The sequence below is a fragment of the Sphingomonas sp. GW821-FHT09B04 genome (assembly GCF_059418285.1).
In genome coordinates this window covers 949,146-965,697 of sequence record NZ_JBWKPO010000001.1, presented here as the reverse complement: position 1 = coordinate 965,697, position 16,552 = coordinate 949,146, and the positions used below count along the sequence as shown (strand labels likewise).

Genomic DNA, 16,552 nt, shown 5'->3' with positions numbered 1-16,552 from the left:
CTAGGGCGCCGGTTCGCGCTTGCGCATCACCTTGCCGTCGAACCCGACGCCGACCGTCACCCCGACCATCCCGCCGCATTGCGTCAGGAACGGACCGCTGACGCCGCACTGGAACATCGTGTCCTCCAGCACGCGCTCGGTCTGCGCCGGGACATTGTCGGCGGCACGCACGCTGACAAACGGGACGCGATACTTCTTGTCCGCATCGCGCAAGGCACAGATCGTCACCTCGTCCGGATCGCCGGTGGTCTTGCACGGGATGATGGCGCGAGTCTTGTCACGATAGGCCTGCATTGCGGCGTCATCGCCACCGGCCTGAAGCATCAACGCAATAAGCAACACGGACATGGGCAAAACCCTCCGCTCGTTGCGTTAGCATAACGAGGGCGCCGCGAAAACCGGGTCAGTCGATACCGGTGGCGAGCAACTCCTGGCCCTTTTTCGGGCAGACCGGCGCGCCCTGCACCCCGCAGGGCAAACCCGTCGACCTGACCACATCCATCTTCCCGCTCCGCTCGGCACCCGTTACGCCGGTCAGGCGGTAGCCGGGAGCGGCAGATCTGGAGCAAGTGCCCGTCAGGCACAGCTTGGCCGGTTGCGGGAGAGGCCGCCGTGCGAGCTTACGCGGGGCGCGCTTGCGAACCACCGCGACCGGGCGCGCGCGCTTGGGCAGAGTGACGATTCTGGGCTCGCCCGCGACGCTCAGCGCCAACACCAAACTCAGAATCATGCGCGCACCTCATCCCCCGACCCACACCGAACGCCGCGAATTGACTTAGGTTTCGCGGGCATCCCCGGCTTTTGAATGGATGACAGCGTTGGCGGCCATCGACAAGGTCTGCGCGCGCTCCTATCGCGCAGCGGAAACGAACTTAAGAGAGGGCTTCGCCGATCATGCAGACCGCCAGCAAGGTGCTCGACCGCGTTCTTGTGCTCGAGATGGTGCGCGTCACCGAGGCCGCGGCGATCGCCGCATCGACGCTGGTGGGCCGCGGCGACGAAAAGGCCGCCGACGCAGCCGCAGTCGAAGCGATGCGCGCCGCGCTCAACTCGCTCTATATGGACGGCACCGTCGTGATCGGCGAGGGCGAGCGCGACGAAGCGCCGATGCTCTTCATCGGTGAGAAGGTGGGCAGTGCGCCCGGCAAGGGGCCAAAGATCGACATCGCGCTCGATCCGCTCGAAGGCACCACCATCTGCGCCAAGGCGGGTCCGAACAGCCTCGCGGTGCTGGCGATCGCCGAGGAGGGCAACCTGCTCAACGCGCCCGACGTCTATATGGACAAGATCGCGGTCGGCCCCGGCTATCCGGCGAACGTCATCGACCTCGACAAGACCCCGACCCAGAATATCGAGGCGATCGCCGCGGCAAAGGGCGTCAAGCCCAACGAGATCATAGCCTGCGTGCTCGATCGCCCGCGCCACGAGAAGATGATCGCCGAGCTGCGCGCGATCGGCTGCGGCGTGATGCTGATCGGCGACGGCGACGTCGCCGGCGTGATCGCGACCACCGATCCCGACACCACTATCGACGTCTATATGGGCCAGGGCGGCGCACCCGAGGGCGTGCTTGCCTGTGCCGCGCTGCGCTGCGTCGGCGGCCAGTTCAAGGGCCGCCTGCTGTTCCGCAACGAGGACGAGCGTGCCCGCGCCCGCAAATGGGGCATCGAGGATCTCGACAAGCAGTACGACCTGACCGAGCTGGCCAAGGGCGACTGCATCTTTGCCGCAACCGGCGTGACCGACGGCTCGCTGCTCGAGGGCGTCAAGCGCCGCCCGGGCAAGATGACGACGGAGAGCGTGGTGATGCGCTCGAGTTCGGGCACCGTCCGCTGGGTCCGGGGCGAGCATCGCAACGGGTGATGCAGGGCATTTTCAGCTTCGCTGAAACGGGACCGGCGCAGCAACGTCAGGACTCGCTGGGTTGATCCATTGGGCGCTGCTGGCGGCTCTGGTAGCCGCCTATGCCTGGTATCTCCGGGGTGGAGGGGTGCCGGCAGGCACCGGACGGGTCGCCCGCTACCGCCGCTGGCTGCGCCGCGCACCGCTGGCGTTCGGGGTAAGCGCGGTGGCTGCGCTGGCGATCGGTGGCCGGCTCGACGCGCTGACCCGCCTGCCCTCCGAATTCGCCGCGCTGGCGGTGGAGGCGCGCTGGCTTGCCGGATTTGGCGGCGTGGCGTTCAAGGTCGCAGTGCTCGCGGGTCTGGCCGGAGGCGCGCTGCTGGGGCTTCTCCTCGCACGCTGGAGATTGGGCCGCGGGAAACGGCCGTTCAGCGCGGGCGACATCGAGCGTATCCTGCCGCGAAACGGCGGCGAATTCGGCTGGACGGCGGCGCTGGGAATCGCCGCTGGAATCGTCGAGGAGCTGTTCTTCCGCCTTGCCCTGCCGCTGTTCGCGACGCTGGCGACCGGAAGCGCCACCCTTGGTTTCGTGCTCGCGACTCTGCTCTTCGCCGGCGCACACCGGTATCAGGGCTGGGCCGGCATGGCCTTTTCCGCGCTCGCCGGCGCGCTGCTTGCGACGATCTATCTGGCGACGGGCGAGCTCTGGTTCGCGATGCTGGTGCATGTGCTGCTCAACCTCAACGGCCTCGTCCTGCGCCCCGCGGCGCTGCGTCCACGGGCCGATTGACAGCAGCGGGTGCCGCGCCTCTATTCCCGCCAAAACCCGGGAGAGAGTAGATGTACCGCCGCGCCGCTATCCTTGCCGCTCTTGCCGCAACCGGTCTGACCGCGCCCGCTCCGGCACGCCAGGCAACCACGACGCAAGCGCCGGCGGCCGCCTTCACCTTTCAGGAGGTGATGATTCCGATGCGCGACGGGACGAAGCTGCAGACGGTGATCCTGCGCCCGACCAGCAAGAGCGGCAAGCTGCCGATCATGCTCCAGCGCACCCCCTATGGCGTGCCCGGCGCGGCGCCCAAGGCGGTGCCGGCGTCGATGAAGTATCTGATGGAGGATGGCTATATCCTCGTCTTCCAGAACATGCGCGGGCGCTACAAGTCGGAGGGGAGTTTCGACATGTCGATGGCGCTGTCGCCGCCGGGATCGAACGCGCCCGACGAGGCGAGCGACGGCTACGACACGATCGACTGGCTGGTGAAGAACGTCGCGGACAATAATGGCCGCGTCGGGATGATGGGCGGCTCCTATCCGGGCTATGCCGCCGCAGTGGCGCTGGCGCGCCCGCATCCCGCGCTCAAGGCGGTGAGCCCGCAGGCGGCGTGGAACGACTGGTGGATGAACGACGATCTCCACCGCTATGGCGCGCTCCGTCTCTCCTATCTCACCGACTGGACCTATGGGCTCCAGAACAACAAGAATGGCGATGATTTCGATTACAACCCCGGCGGCCCCGAGCCGGTCGATCTGTACGACTGGTTCCTGAAGCTCGGCCCGGTCGAGAATCTCGACAAGCTGCACTTCAAGGGCAGCGTGCCGATGCTGACCCAGATCATCGAGCACCCCGATTATGACGATCACTGGAAGCGCCAGGTGTGGACCGAGCGGCTCGGCCGGACGACGGTGCCGACGCTGCATGTCGTCGGCTTCTGGGATCAGGAAGACCCACTCGGCGGGTGGAAGATCTATGAGCAGATGGAGAAGGACGACCCGAAGGGGCTGAGCATCATCGCAGCGGGACCGTGGAACCATGGCAGCTGGCGCGGTGCGGGCGAGGATTTGGGCTATGTGAAGTTCGGCAAGCCCAGCGGCACCGACTTCATGCGCGATATCGAAGCGCCGTTTTTTGCGCACTGGCTGCACGGCAAGGGCCCGCAGCCGACCGGCGAGGCGAAGATCTTCCAGAGCGGATCGTGGCAGTGGAAAAACTATGCCAAATGGCCGCCCGCCGGCGCAAAAACGGCCAATCTTTACCTGAACGCTGACGGATCATTATCGTTCACGCCCTCCGGCGAGGGCTGCCGCGAGTATATCTCCGACCCGGCCAATCCGGTGCCGTACCGCGAGCGCCCGATCTCGGTCACCTATCCCTCGCAGGAGTGGAAGTGGTGGGAGGCGGCGGACCAGCGTTTCGTCAACGGCCGGCCGGACGTCCTCACCTATGTCAGCGCCCCGCTCGACAAGGACCTGACCGTCAGCGGAACCATCAGCGCGACACTGCAAGCCTCCACCTCAGGCACCGACAGCGACATGGTGGTCAAGCTGATCGACGTGCTGCCCGACGATTATGACATGACCACCCCGATCAAGGCGTTGGGCGACTATCCCAAAGCGCTCAACGGCTATCAGCTGCCGATCGCGATGGAGGTGCGGCGCGGGCGCTGGCTTGAGAGCTTCTCGACGCCCAAGCCGCTGGTGCCCAACAAGGTCGTCGCGTGGAACGTGCCGCTGCGCGACCACGACCATGTCTTCAAAAAGGGCCACCGCATCATGGTGCAGGTCCAGTCGAGCTGGTTCCCGGTGATCGACCGCAATCCCCAGACGTTCGTGCCGAACATCTACAAAGCGAAGCCCACCGACTTCGTGAAGGCGACCCAGCGCGTCTGCGCCGGATCGCTGATCACGCTGCCTGTAGCAGGGTGAGGCGGCTCAGTTCTTGAGCCGCCAGCCGCTCTTGAAGATCCAGCCGATCACGCCGAGGCAGGCTGCAAGGAACGCCGCGGTGAAGCCGAGGCTAACCCCGATCGAGACGTCGCCGGTGCCGAAGAAGCTCCAGCGGAAGCCGCTGACCAGATAGACCACCGGATTGGCGAGGCTGATCGTGCGCCAGGGATCGGGCAGCATGTTGATCGTGTAGAAGGCGCCGCCGAGGAAGGTGAGCGGCGTGATGATCAGTGCAGGGACGAACGAGAGCTGTTCGAACCCCTTGGCCCAGATGCCGATGATGAAGCCCAGCATGCTGAAGGTGAGCGCGGTCAGCACCAGCATCGTCAGCATCATGAAGGGGTGCTTGATCGGCACATCGACGAACAGCATCGCGGTGAACAGGATAACGAGCCCGATCGCGATCGACTTGGTCGCCGCTGCGCCGACATAGCCGATCACCATCTCCATCGCCGAGACCGGCGCCGAGAGCAGCTCGTAAACCGTACCGGTGAATTTGGGGAAGTAGATGCCGATCGATGCGTTGGAGATCGATAGCTGGAGCAGGTTCATCATGATCAGGCCGGGCACGATGAAGCTGCCATAGGCAACCCCGTCCAGCTCCTGCATGCGCGATCCGATCGCACCGCCGAACACCACGAAATAGAGCGCTGTGGTGATCACCGGGGTGACGAGGCTCTGCCACAGGGTGCGCAGCGCACGCGCCATTTCGAAGCGGTAGATCGCCCAGACGCCGTGATGGTTGAAGCCCCTCATGCCGCCTTCTCCTCATCGCGACGTTCGACAAGGTCGACGAAAATGTCCTCGAGGCTCGACTTGGAGGTATCGAGATCCTTGAACTGAATGCCCAGATCACCGAGCTTGCGCAGCAGCGAGGGGATGCCGGTGCGTTCGGCCTGCGCGTCGAAGGTGTAGCGCAACCGCGTCCCCTCGTCCTCGAGGCTCAGATGCCATTCGTCCAGATCGTGAGGAACATCGTCCAGAGGATCGACCAGCGCGATGTCCATCTCGCGCTTGCCGAGCTTCTTCATCAGCTCTGCCTTGCGCTCGACCAGCAACAGCTCGCCTTTGTTGATCACCCCCACCCGGTCGGCCATTTCCTCGGCCTCTTCGATATAGTGGGTGGTGAGAATGATCGTCGTGCCGCGCTCGCGCAGACCACCGATCAGCTTCCACATGTCGCGGCGGAGCGAAACATCGACACCTGCGGTCGGCTCGTCGAGGAACAGGATGTCGGGCTCGTGCGCCAGCGCCTTGGCGATCAGCACGCGACGCTTCATCCCACCCGACAGCTCCATCACCTTGGAATGGCGCTTGTCGTAGAGCGACAGGTCCTTGAGCACCTGATCGATATAGGCATCGTTCGCGGAGCGGCCGAACAGGCGGCGGCTGTAGCGCGTGGTCGCCTGCACCGTCTCGAACATATCGACCGACAGTTCCTGGGGCACCAGTCCGATCTTCATCCGCGCCGCGCGCGGTTCGGACAGCGCGTCATGCCCATCCACGACGATCGTGCCCGAGCTCGGCGTCACAATGCCGCAAATGATCGAGATCAGCGTCGTCTTGCCCGCGCCGTTCGGGCCGAGCAGCGCGAAAATCTCGCCCTTGTTGATGTCGAGATCGACCGATCCCAACGCTTTATGCCCCGAGGCATAAGTCTTGCTGACACCGCGAACGGATAGGATCGGCTGCATGAAAGGCCCCCTGATTAGCGCGCGATGTAGGAACGGATGCAGGCTTCGCAACCCGCAATGTTCATTCTTCGTTCGATTTCCTATTCAACAGCTTCGTGCGACTTCATCATCGCGCGATAGCCGCTCGCCACCAGCGACTGCGGATCGACCGCATCGATGACCTGCAACGCCAGCGGCGCGTCGCCCTCACCCGAGAGGAAGACCAGCGCGCCGTCGCGTGTGTCGGCGTCGAAATAGGCGATGGCGGAGACACCCGGATCGCCGCCATCGTGCAGCACCATCCGGCGCTTGCCGAAGCGCAGTATCTGCCAGCCCAGCCCCATAGCGACACTGTCGGGGCAGCCCGCGACGGGCTTCGCGCATCCGGGCATCGCGATCTGCGGACGCAACCGCTCGGCCCTGAGCTTTGCGCTCAGCCCGTCGCCGCGCGCCACCCCGGCGATAAAGGCGGCATAGTCGCCGACGGTCGTGTAGATGTCGTCCGCAGCCAGCCAATGGCCATAGGGATGCGGTCCCGCTGTACCGGGATAGCCATTGCCATTGGCGGGCACCGCGACCCGGCCCTCCATCCACGGCCGCCAGGTATAGGCGATCCGGGTGAGGCCCATCGGACGGAACAGATGCGCGTCGGCCAGATCCTCGAACTCGGTGTGCAGCTTGCGCGCGGCGAAGCGCGCGACCAGCTCAAGGCCTTCGCCCGAATAGATGTAGCCCGTCCCCGGCTCGCGGGCAAAGACCAGCCGGCGGTTCTCCGGCCGCCAGTTGGGCAGACCGGTCTGGTGGCTGAGCGCGAGCCGCGGCGTGAGGCGCCGCGCGCGTACGTCACCGGCAATGTCGGGATCCATCCACACCGCAGCCATCGGCTCGTCGAGGCCGATCCGGCCCGCCTGAACCAGCCGCATCACCAGTTCGGCGGTGACGGGCTTCGTCATCGAGGCGATGTTGAACAGCGTGTCGCGGGTCGCGGGCTGTTTATCGGTCTGCGCGCCGGCGACCCCGGTCCACAGCACCCTGCCATTGCGGATCAGCGCCGCGCCGATCGCGGTGCGGGGATGTTCGCGGGCCAGCGCCGCGATCGCGTCATCGCGCGGATCCCGGGCAGTTGCCGGGATGGTGAGGAGAGCCGCGAGGGTGAATGCCAGGACACCGATACGCATACACCCTCCGCCCTTGATCCGTCGTCAGCGCTTCTTGCGCGCTGTCTTCACAGCCTGTTCGAGCACCTCATAGGGCACCATGCCCGAAATGACCTGATCGCCGATCACCCAGCTGGGCGTGCCACTGACGCCGAGCTTGCCAGCAACTTCCAGATTGCTGGCGATCTCCGCTTCGACGCGCGGCGTAGCGAGCGCCGCCTGTGCCTTTGCGGTATCGAGTCCCGCCGAAGCCGCCGCGGCGCGGATCGACGCCTCGCTGAGCTGACCCGCACCATAAAGCGCAGAGTGGAACGGCTTGAACTTGCCCTGATCGGCAGCGGCGAGGCCCCAGCGCGCGGCAACACGGCTGACCTCGCTCAGCACCGGCAGCTCACGATAGACGATACGGACATTGCTGTCCGACGCCACCAGCCGTTCGATCATCGGCAGGCTGGCGCGGCAATAGCCGCAGGCATAGTCCATGAACACCGCGACGGTGACATCCCCCCTGGGGTTGCCCTCCCACGCGCTGGCATAGGGCTGAGTGATCGCACCGCCGCTCGACAGCACGGCCTTGCCCATCTCGCGTTCCTGCAGACGCTTCATCGCCTCGGGCAGGATCTCCGGATTGGAGAGGACATAGTCGCGCACGACCTGGCCGATCCGCGCCTTATCAGCGTCGGCGACACCGGCCGGTCTAAGTGTCTGAACGCCGAGTACCGCACCCGCACCGATCGCTGCAGACAGCGCCACGAGACCGGCAACCGCCAGCGGGGTCTTCACCATCGAATCGGTCACCTTCTTTTTCTGTCCTGCATCATCGCCTGCGCGGCCATGACGATATCCTGCGCGCGAATCCAGTCGGGCGAGCCTTGCGGAAGCCCGGCCATCGCCGCCTGCGCGCTGGGGAGCGCGATACGCATATCACCGATCATGCTGGTGCGCTCTGCGGTGGCGAGCGCGGCACGCGCGCTGTCGCCCTTGCGCTCATAGACCATGCCGAGCTGATACCAGGCGAAGGGATTCTCCTGATCGCGCACCACCGACTGACGCAGGACCTTCTCCGCCTCCGGCAAGAGCGCGGGATCCTCGACCGCGAGCAGCGCATGGCCGAAGGTCGTGGCGATCAGGGGCTGAAAATTGGTTCTCTCGGTCGCTTCGCGCAGCGGCGGGATTGCCTCTTTGGGCTTGCCTGATTCGAGCAGGATCTGCCCCTCCAGCTCAAGGAAATAGGGATTCTGGGGCTCGGCCCTGACCAGCGCCGCAGCCTCGGCCGCAGCCTGCTGGGGGTAGCCCGACTTATGATAAGCATAGGCGCGGGCGTAGCGCGCCGGGACGGTCGTGTCGGTTTCCGGGTAGCGTTTCAGCGTATCCTTGGGATCGGAGACGTAGCCGCGCAGCTTAGCCTGCATCCGGCGGAATCGCTCCTCCAGCGCGGGATCGTTGGCCTTGGCCCACGCCGGATCGGCCTGAAGATCAGCGGTCAACGTCGCGATGCGCTCGCCCGACATCGGGTGACTCATCACATAGCTTTGTTCGCCGCCGCGCTTGAGGCCCCAGCGATATTCCTGCTGCTGAAGCTTCTTGAAGAAGTCGAGCATCCCGCGCCCGCTGACCCCGGCGCCCGAAAGGTAACGCACGCCGGCGGCATCGGTGGTCGCTTCCTGTGCGCGGCTGAAGGCGAGGAAATTACCGAGCGCGGCGCGCTGGCCCATCTGCATCAGCCCCATGCCGGCGTCAGCCGACCCCGCAGCCATCGCCGCGGCGCCGAGCAACAGGCTGAGGATCGTGATCCCGGTCGCGCCCTTGGCCATGCGGTCACCGAGCGGGACGTGCCCGCCGGTGACATGGCCGAGCTCATGCGCGATCACGCCCTGCACTTCATTGGCGCTGCTGGCGGCGTCGATCAGGCCCGAATGGATATAGACCGCCTGCCCGCCCGCGACGAAGGCGTTGATCGACGGATCGCCGATCAGGATGATCCGCACATTATTAGGCTGAAGATTGGCGGCCTTGATCAGGTCGCGCGACATGTCGGCTAGCAGCGCTTCGCTCTCGGCGTCGCGCAGGATCGACTGGGCGTAGACCGGGCTCGTGACGCAAACGAGCAGCAGGAGCGCAAAGAGCGATAGGAAGCGCTTCATAGCCGGCATCATGGCGGATTATCCCGTGCGATCAACCGCAAGCAGCGGCCGCAAGCCCCGGAACGGGATGGATCGGGCCGCATGAACGATGCGTGAGCGGCGGGAATGAAGCCATCCCCGCCGCTCCACATCTCACGCCCCGAAAGTGCGCTGCCACCAGCCGCGGCGCGGCTCGCCATCTTCGCCCACGCCATCCGCGTCACCATCGGCCGGCTCTGCAGCGGTCGGCTCCAGATCCTGTGCAACCGGGGCCTTGGCACGGCTGCGGCGCTTCGGCTTGGCCGGGGCTTCCTCCGCGGCAGGCTCCGGCGCCACTTCAGCAACCACGGGCGCAGCTTCAGCGACGGTCGCTTCGGCATCGGCCTTCTTGCGGCGTGTGCGCTTGGGCTTGGCCGGCGCTTCCTCGGCCGCCTCGGGCTCCGGCTCGGCCGCGACTTCCACGACCGGCTCGGGCGCTTCGGCCTCGACCGCCTTCTTGCGGCTGCGACGCTTCGACTTGACCGGGGCTTCGACCTCGGCCTCAACCGTCACCGGCTCGGCGGGTGCTTCCTCAGCAACCTCGGCCGCTTCGGATTCACCGGCCTCACCACCGGTACCGCGGCGTCCGCCACGACGACCGCGGCGGCGGCGCTTGCGATGCTCACCTTCGTCGGCGGCGACTTCGGCTTCGACAGCTTCCTCAGCCTCAGCCTCGTCCTCGCCGTCTTCGGCGGCTTCCTCGGACTCAGCATGCTCGCCGGTCTCGTCGTCGCGACGACCGCGGCGGCCACGGCGGCGGCGGCGGCGCTTGCGGCCTTCGCCATCACCCTCGCCCCGGTCGCTGCGCTCACGACGCGGCTCGCGGGCCTCGACTTCTTCCTCTTCGTCCTCTTCCTCGTCGATCTCCTCGACGATGTCTTCCTCGATCTCCTCGATCGCGGCGGCGAACTTGGGTGCGTGCGCCGGCGGCGGGCCGCTGGCCTCGACCGACATGCGCGCACCTTCGAGCTCACCGTCCGACATGACTTCCACAGTCACGCCATAGCGGTCCTCGATCTCGGCGATGTCGGCGCGCTTGCGATTGAGCACATAGAAGGCCGCTTCCTGGCTGCAACGCAGCGTCAGCAGCGAACCGCGGCCGCGCGCGGCCTCGTCCTCGATCAGACGCAGCGCGCTCAGGCCCGCCGACGATGCGGTGCGAACCAGGCCGGTGCCCTCGCAATGCGGGCAGGTGACGGTCGACGCCTCGAGCACGCCGGTACGCAGGCGCTGGCGGCTCATTTCCATCAGGCCGAAGGCGCTGATGCGGCCAACCTGGATGCGCGCGCGATCGTTCTTGAGCGCTTCCTTCATCGCCTTCTCGACTTTCCGGACGTTCGATCCGTGGTCCATGTCGATGAAGTCGATGACGACGAGCCCGGCCATGTCGCGCAGGCGCAGTTGGCGGGCGATTTCCTGCGTCGCTTCCAGATTGGTCGCGGTCGCGGTCTGCTCAATATTATGCTCGCGCGTCGAGCGGCCCGAGTTGATGTCGATCGACACCAGCGCCTCGGTCGGGTTGATGACGAGGTAGCCGCCGGACTTGAGCTGCACCACCGGGTGGTACATCGCCGACAGCTGATCCTCGACATGCGCACGCTGGAACAGCGGCACGGGGTCGCTGTAATGCTTCACCTTCTTGGCGTGGCTCGGCATCAGGAGCTTCATGAACTCCTTGGCGTGACGATAGCCGTCCTCGCCCTCGACGATCACTTCCTCGATATCGCGATTATAGATGTCGCGGATCGCGCGCTTCATCAGGTCGCTGTCGCCATAGACCAGAGCAGGCGCGGCCGACTGCAGCGTCTTCTCGCGAATCTCGTCCCACAGCCGAGCGAGGTAGTCGAAGTCGCGCTTGATCTCGGTCTTGGTGCGCTGGAGCCCGGCGGTGCGGACGATGCAACCCATCGTCGCCGGCAACTTCATGTCCGCCATGATCGACTTCAGGCGCTTGCGGTCGGCAGCCGAGCTGATCTTGCGCGAGATGCCGCCGCCATGCGCGGTGTTGGGCATCAGCACGCAATAGCGGCCGGCGAGCGACAAATAGGTGGTCAGCGCCGCGCCCTTGTTGCCGCGCTCTTCCTTGACGACCTGAACCAGCAGCACCTGACGGCGGCGAATCACGTCCTGAATCTTGTAGCGGCGGCGCAGGTTCATGCGGCGCTGGCGCAACGCCTCGACCTGATCGTCGCTGCCCTTGCGGCCGCGGCGGCGGCGGCCGCCATTGCCGGCAGCGCCCTCTTCGCCTTCGGATGCCTCAGCGGCGTCCTCTTCCTCGTCCTCGGGACGCTCAAGGGTTTCGACGTCGCCGTCCTCGTCGTCATGATCGTGGTCGTCGTCGCCATCGGCCTCTTCGCGCAGCGCCGCTTCCTCGGCGGCGTGCTCGGCCTCTTCACGAAGCAGCGCTTCGCGATCTTCCTTGGGGATCTGGTAGTAATCGGGGTGGATTTCGCTGAAGGCCAGGAAGCCGTGGCGATTGCCGCCATATTCGACAAATGCCGCCTGGAGCGATGGCTCCACGCGGGTTACCTTGGCCAGATAGATATTGCCCTTGAGCTGCTTGCGCTCAGCGGACTCGAAATCAAACTCCTCGATCCGGTTCCCTTTGACGACAGCCACACGGGTTTCTTCCCGGTGGCGTGCGTCGATCAGCATACGCGTGGTCATTTAATGTTCTCCGGGCGCGCCGAGCGGTTGTCAGCCGCGGCACGCGGTCAATGATGCCGCACGCACTGCTTCTGGCAGCGCGTGCGAAATGGGTTTTAAGATTTGCGTCTGCTGCAAGCGCACGTCCGAGCCCGCGGCCCGGATGCTTCACCGTCACGTTCCGGCCGGCTGGAACAGCCTGGCGATCGGAGCGACGGGAAAATTGCGACATCACAGCATCAACCTGAATTACCGCCGAAACATGGTGGCGGCGAACGGCCGGCACAAGCCGGTCGGCGATGCGTAGCACCCTGCAACCGGCCGCGCAACGGATCAGCCCAAGACGCCCGGACCGGCAAGCTCTTGCCACCCATTTCGGCAAAAACGTGCCGAACCGCAAATTAACCGTGCTGTTTCACCTCGTTGGAAGTGGCGCCCGCCTATCCGGTCCCGGTCAGGTAATTCCTTGTGTGAGTTTCATTGCATGCTTTTGGGCTGGACCCCCCCCAGCCCGGCGCGGCATATCGCCCGGGTGTCCTTCTTTCTTGCCCTTCTCGCCGGCTGGCTAACCGGCGCGCCGAGTTGGGCAGGTACGATCCGCGATATCGACGTTCAGTCGAACCGCATCGTCATCCAGTTCGATGAACGGGTGGCGGCGGCGAGCAGCTTCGTGCTCGCGGGTCCGAACCGCATCGCGCTCGATCTGTCGGGCGCGGCCCCCGGCGCGCGCGCCGACACCGGCGGCCCGGTGAACGGCATCCGCCAGGCCGCGCGCGGCGACGGATCGCGGGTGGTGTTCGATCTTTCGCGCCCCGCGATCGTGACGCAGGGACGTTTTTCCGCCGATGGAACCGCGCTCACCCTTGAGCTTCGCACGGTCGATGATTCGCGGTTTGCGCGCGCAGCGGCTGAAGGACGGATGAGCTTCCTGCCCCCGTTCAGCTTTGCGCGCGCCTCCAGCCGTCACAGCTACAGCGTCTCGGTGCCGGTGCCCGCGCGCCCGGCCGCCTATCGCCTGCCGAAAATCCAGGGCGACGACGACAGCCGCCCGCTGGTGGTGATCGACGCTGGGCATGGCGGGCATGATCCCGGCGCGCTGTCGGCCGATGGCCTTCAGGAAAAGGACCTGACGCTCAAGGTCGCGCGGGCGATGCGCGACGAGCTTGTCGCATCCGGCCGCGTGCGCGTCGCGATGACGCGCGAAGACGACCGCTACCTGCTCCACCGCGACCGGTTCGAGATTGCGCGCAAGCTTGGCGCCGCGCTGTTCATCTCGGTCCATTGCGACGCCGCCCACAATGCCGAGGCGAGCGGCGCGACGGTCTATACACTCTCCGAGGTCGCGTCCGACAAGGAAGCCGCTCGCCTCGCCGCGCGCGAGAACAAGTCCGATCTGCTCTCCGGCATCGATCTCGTCGGGCAGAATCGCGACGTTTCCTCGATCCTGATCGACCTGACGCAGCGCGAGACGATGAATGCCTCCGCCAAGTTCGCGCGACTGCTGGGCCGCGAGGCGCAGGGACTGATCCCGGTCAAGGACAATTACCACCGCATGGCGTCTCTGCTGGTACTCAAGGCGCCCGACGTGCCGTCGATCCTGTTCGAGACCGGCTATATCTCGAACGCCAGGGATGCCGCCTTCCTCAACTCCGCCGACGGCCGCCGCCGCATCGCTGAGAGCGTGAGCCGCGCGGTCGCGATCCATTTCGCCACGCGAATGGCTGCGCGCTAGGGCTCTTTCACCACCTGCCGCAAGCGCGGGTGGCAAGGCGCTTCAATCCTGCTAAACCCCGCCCCAATGGCGGAAACGACCCAACCCAATTTCAGGCTGAAGTTCACGCGCGGGGATGGCGGAGGCCGGTTTGCGGCACTCCGCAAGCGCTGGTGGTTCAAGGTGCTGGCGTGGCTCGCGCTGCTCTCAGGCGTCGGCACCGTGCTGCTCTGGGCCTTGTTCCTGCGCGACCTGCCTTCGGTCGACATGCTGCGCGCCTACGAGCCGCCGCTGCCGACCAATGTCCGTCAGGCCGATGGCTCCCCGTTACGCAGCTATGCGCGCGAGCGCCGCGTCGAGCTGTCCTATGACGAATATCCCAAGCTGCTGGTCGGTGCGTTCCTCTCCGCCGAGGACAAGACCTTTTTCGACCATGGCGGCGTCGATTATCCCGGTCTCGTCCGCGCGGCCTGGCAGGGACTGACCAGCGGCGAGACCCCGCGCGGCACATCGACCATCACCCAGCAGGTCGCCAAGAACCTGCTGCTCAACAATGAGGTCAGCTACGTCCGGAAAGCGCGCGAGGCGATTCTTGCCTTCCGCATCGAGAACACGCTGTCGAAGGAGCAGATCCTCGAGCTGTATCTCAACCAGATCGCGCTCGGCCGGAATGCCTTCGGGGTCGAGGCCGCGGCGCACGCTTATTTCGACAAGGATCTGAGTAAGCTCAGCCTGCCGCAGATGGCCTATCTCGCGATCCTGCCAAAAGGCCCGTCCAACTACATGCCCGAACGCCATGCCGATCGTGCGATCGAGCGCCGCAACTGGGTGCTGGGGCAGATGCGCGAGAATGGCTATATCGATCAGGCGGCGCATGACGAAGCGGTCGCCGCGCCGCTCGGCGCAGTCCCGCGCAAATCGCCCAGCGTCGATCCGCTCGGCGGCTATTTCATCGAAGAAGTGCGTCGGCAGCTGCTCGACAAGTTCGGCGAGACCGAGAAGGTCGGCCCGTACAGCGTCTATGCCGGCGGTCTGTGGGTGCGCACCTCGTTCGATCCCGAGATCCAGAAAGCCGCGCAGAAGGCATTGCGTGATGGCCTGCTCCGCTACGACCGCGGCCGCGGCTGGGCCGGCCCGATGCGCGAGCTCAAGATCGACGGCGACAATTGGCGCGCACGCCTGCTCAACGAGAATATCAGTCTCGACTATGAGGACTGGCGCGCCGCGATCGTGATCTCCAAGAGCGGCGGCACGGCGGAAATCGGCTTTGGCGACGGCCAGACCGGCACGCTGCCCGCGTCCGGTGCGCAGATGCCGGTCCGCGGCCAGGGCGGGACGGCGTTCAACGCCCTCAAGCCCGGTGACGTGATTGCGGTCGCGCCCGAAGGCGGCGTCTTCGCGCTTCGTTCGATTCCCAAGGTTTCGGGCGGGATGATCGTGCAGGACCCCAATACCGGCCGCGTTCTCGCGATGCAGGGCGGGTTCGATGCGACGGTTCAGGCGTTCAACCGCGCCACGCAGGCGCAGCGCCAGCCGGGATCCACGATCAAGCCGATCGTCTACGCATCCGCGCTTGAGAACGGGATGACCCCTGCCTCGATCATCACCGACGGTCCCTTCTGCGTCTATCAGGGCGCCTCGCTCGGCCAGAAATGCTTCCGCAACTTCGGCAATATGCGCGGTGCGGGTCCCAAGACGATGCGCTGGGGCGTCGAGCAGTCGCGCAACCTGATGACCGTTCAGGCGGCGAACCAGACCGGTATGGAGAAGGTCGTCGACCTGATGCAGCGGATGGGCGTCAGCTCGCAGAAATATCCGCCCTATCTCGCCTATTCGCTCGGCGCAGGTGAGACGACGGTGATGCGGATGGTCAACGCCTATTCGATCCTAGTCAATCACGGCCGCGCGCTGACCCCGTCGCTGGTCGACTTCGCGCAGGACCGCCATGGCAAGGTGATCTGGCCGCAGAACTGGCGCGCATGCGACCGCTGCAACATGCCCGACTGGGACAACAAGCCAATGCCGCGCCCGGTGACTCGTTCGCGTCAGGTGATCGATGCGATGAGCGCGTACCAGATGGTCCATATCGCCGAGGGTGTGATCCAGCGCGGCACCGCGACGACACTGCGCGACCTCAATCGTCCGATCATGGGCAAGACCGGCACTTCGTCTGGCCCGCGCGACGTGTGGTTCATCGGCGGCACCCCACAGATGATCGCCGGCCTCTACATCGGCTACGACACGCCAACGAACCTTGGCGGCTATGCACAGGGCGGCACGCTCGCCGCGCCGATCTTCAAACAGTTCGCGCAAAAGGCGTATGAGGGTCTCGACGTGCTGCCCTTCACCGCGCCCGCGGGCATCCGCATGGTGCGCATCGACCGCGCCAGCGGCCGCCGTGTCTATGGTGCCTGGCCGGGCAACGACCCCAAGGCAGCGGTGATCTGGGAAGCGTTCAAGCCTGAGAGCGAGCCGCGTCGTCGCGCTCGTCATAGCGAGGCCGCCGAAGCGCCCAAGGCCGAAGCGACCAAGAAAGCCGTGCAGCGCGACGGGCCACGCGACAGCGACTTCTTGCAACGCGAGGGCGGAATCTACTAGCGGGCGTTCTTATATCGCGGCCTCGCCCGGCGATCTTGC

Annotated in this window: 13 protein-coding genes; 5 read left to right on the top strand and 8 right to left on the bottom strand. The window is 65.8% G+C overall.

The window, feature by feature from the left end:
• Complete coding sequence (locus AC07NK_RS04740; protein WP_495169402.1) at window positions 1–348, bottom strand: hypothetical protein; 348 nt, start codon at window positions 346–348, stop codon at window positions 1–3.
• A 55-nt stretch (window positions 349–403) separates the two neighbouring features.
• Entirely contained in the window at window positions 404–730 is a 327-nt protein-coding gene (locus AC07NK_RS04735) for a hypothetical protein (protein ID WP_495169401.1), read from the bottom strand.
• A 164-nt stretch (window positions 731–894) separates the two neighbouring features.
• On the opposite strand from AC07NK_RS04735, the gene glpX reads away from it, so the two are divergent.
• The 3 genes from glpX to AC07NK_RS04720 all read left to right on the top strand — a co-directional run bounded on the left by glpX (window position 895) and on the right by AC07NK_RS04720 (window position 4,545).
• A complete protein-coding gene (glpX, locus tag AC07NK_RS04730; RefSeq protein ID WP_495169400.1) occupies window positions 895–1,863 on the top strand; it encodes a class II fructose-bisphosphatase in 969 nt (322 codons plus the stop codon).
• A gap of 61 nt (window positions 1,864–1,924) precedes the next feature.
• Entirely contained in the window at window positions 1,925–2,632 is a 708-nt protein-coding gene (locus AC07NK_RS04725; protein WP_495169399.1) for a CPBP family intramembrane glutamic endopeptidase, read from the top strand.
• A 50-nt stretch (window positions 2,633–2,682) separates the two neighbouring features.
• On the top strand, window positions 2,683–4,545 hold the full coding sequence (locus tag AC07NK_RS04720) for a CocE/NonD family hydrolase (RefSeq protein ID WP_495169398.1): 1,863 nt from the start codon (window positions 2,683–2,685) through the stop codon (window positions 4,543–4,545).
• Between the two features lie 6 nt (window positions 4,546–4,551).
• On the opposite strand, the gene AC07NK_RS04715 is transcribed toward AC07NK_RS04720, so the two are convergent.
• The 6 genes from AC07NK_RS04715 to AC07NK_RS04690 all read right to left on the bottom strand — a co-directional run bounded on the left by AC07NK_RS04715 (window position 4,552) and on the right by AC07NK_RS04690 (window position 12,225).
• Window positions 4,552–5,322, bottom strand: coding sequence for an ABC transporter permease (locus AC07NK_RS04715; protein WP_495169397.1), 771 nt, complete (start codon window positions 5,320–5,322; stop codon window positions 4,552–4,554).
• Window positions 5,319–6,260 (bottom strand): ABC transporter ATP-binding protein, encoded by a 942-nt coding sequence (locus tag AC07NK_RS04710; protein WP_495169396.1) that lies wholly within the window; start codon window positions 6,258–6,260, stop codon window positions 5,319–5,321. Before AC07NK_RS04710 ends, AC07NK_RS04715 begins: the two co-directional genes overlap by 4 nt.
• Window positions 6,261–6,340: 80 nt before the next feature.
• Entirely contained in the window at window positions 6,341–7,417 is a 1,077-nt protein-coding gene (locus tag AC07NK_RS04705) for a serine hydrolase domain-containing protein (RefSeq protein ID WP_495169395.1), read from the bottom strand.
• Window positions 7,418–7,441: 24 nt separating this feature from the next.
• A complete protein-coding gene (locus AC07NK_RS04700) occupies window positions 7,442–8,194 on the bottom strand; it encodes a DsbA family protein (protein WP_495169394.1) in 753 nt (250 codons plus the stop codon).
• Complete coding sequence (locus tag AC07NK_RS04695; RefSeq protein WP_495169393.1) at window positions 8,191–9,540, bottom strand: M48 family metalloprotease; 1,350 nt, start codon at window positions 9,538–9,540, stop codon at window positions 8,191–8,193. Before AC07NK_RS04695 ends, AC07NK_RS04700 begins: the two co-directional genes overlap by 4 nt.
• Before the next feature lie 132 nt (window positions 9,541–9,672).
• Window positions 9,673–12,225: an Rne/Rng family ribonuclease gene (locus AC07NK_RS04690; protein ID WP_495169392.1), complete on the bottom strand. Its 2,553-nt coding sequence runs from the start codon at window positions 12,223–12,225 to the stop codon at window positions 9,673–9,675.
• 463 nt (window positions 12,226–12,688) lie between these two features.
• Here AC07NK_RS04690 and AC07NK_RS04685 point away from each other — a divergent pair, with 463 nt between their 5' ends.
• On the top strand, window positions 12,689–13,936 hold the full coding sequence (locus AC07NK_RS04685; RefSeq protein ID WP_495169391.1) for an N-acetylmuramoyl-L-alanine amidase: 1,248 nt from the start codon (window positions 12,689–12,691) through the stop codon (window positions 13,934–13,936).
• Window positions 13,937–14,002: 66 nt separating this feature from the next.
• Entirely contained in the window at window positions 14,003–16,513 is a 2,511-nt protein-coding gene (locus tag AC07NK_RS04680; RefSeq protein ID WP_495169390.1) for a penicillin-binding protein 1A, read from the top strand.
• Window positions 16,514–16,552: the final 39 nt, after the last annotated feature.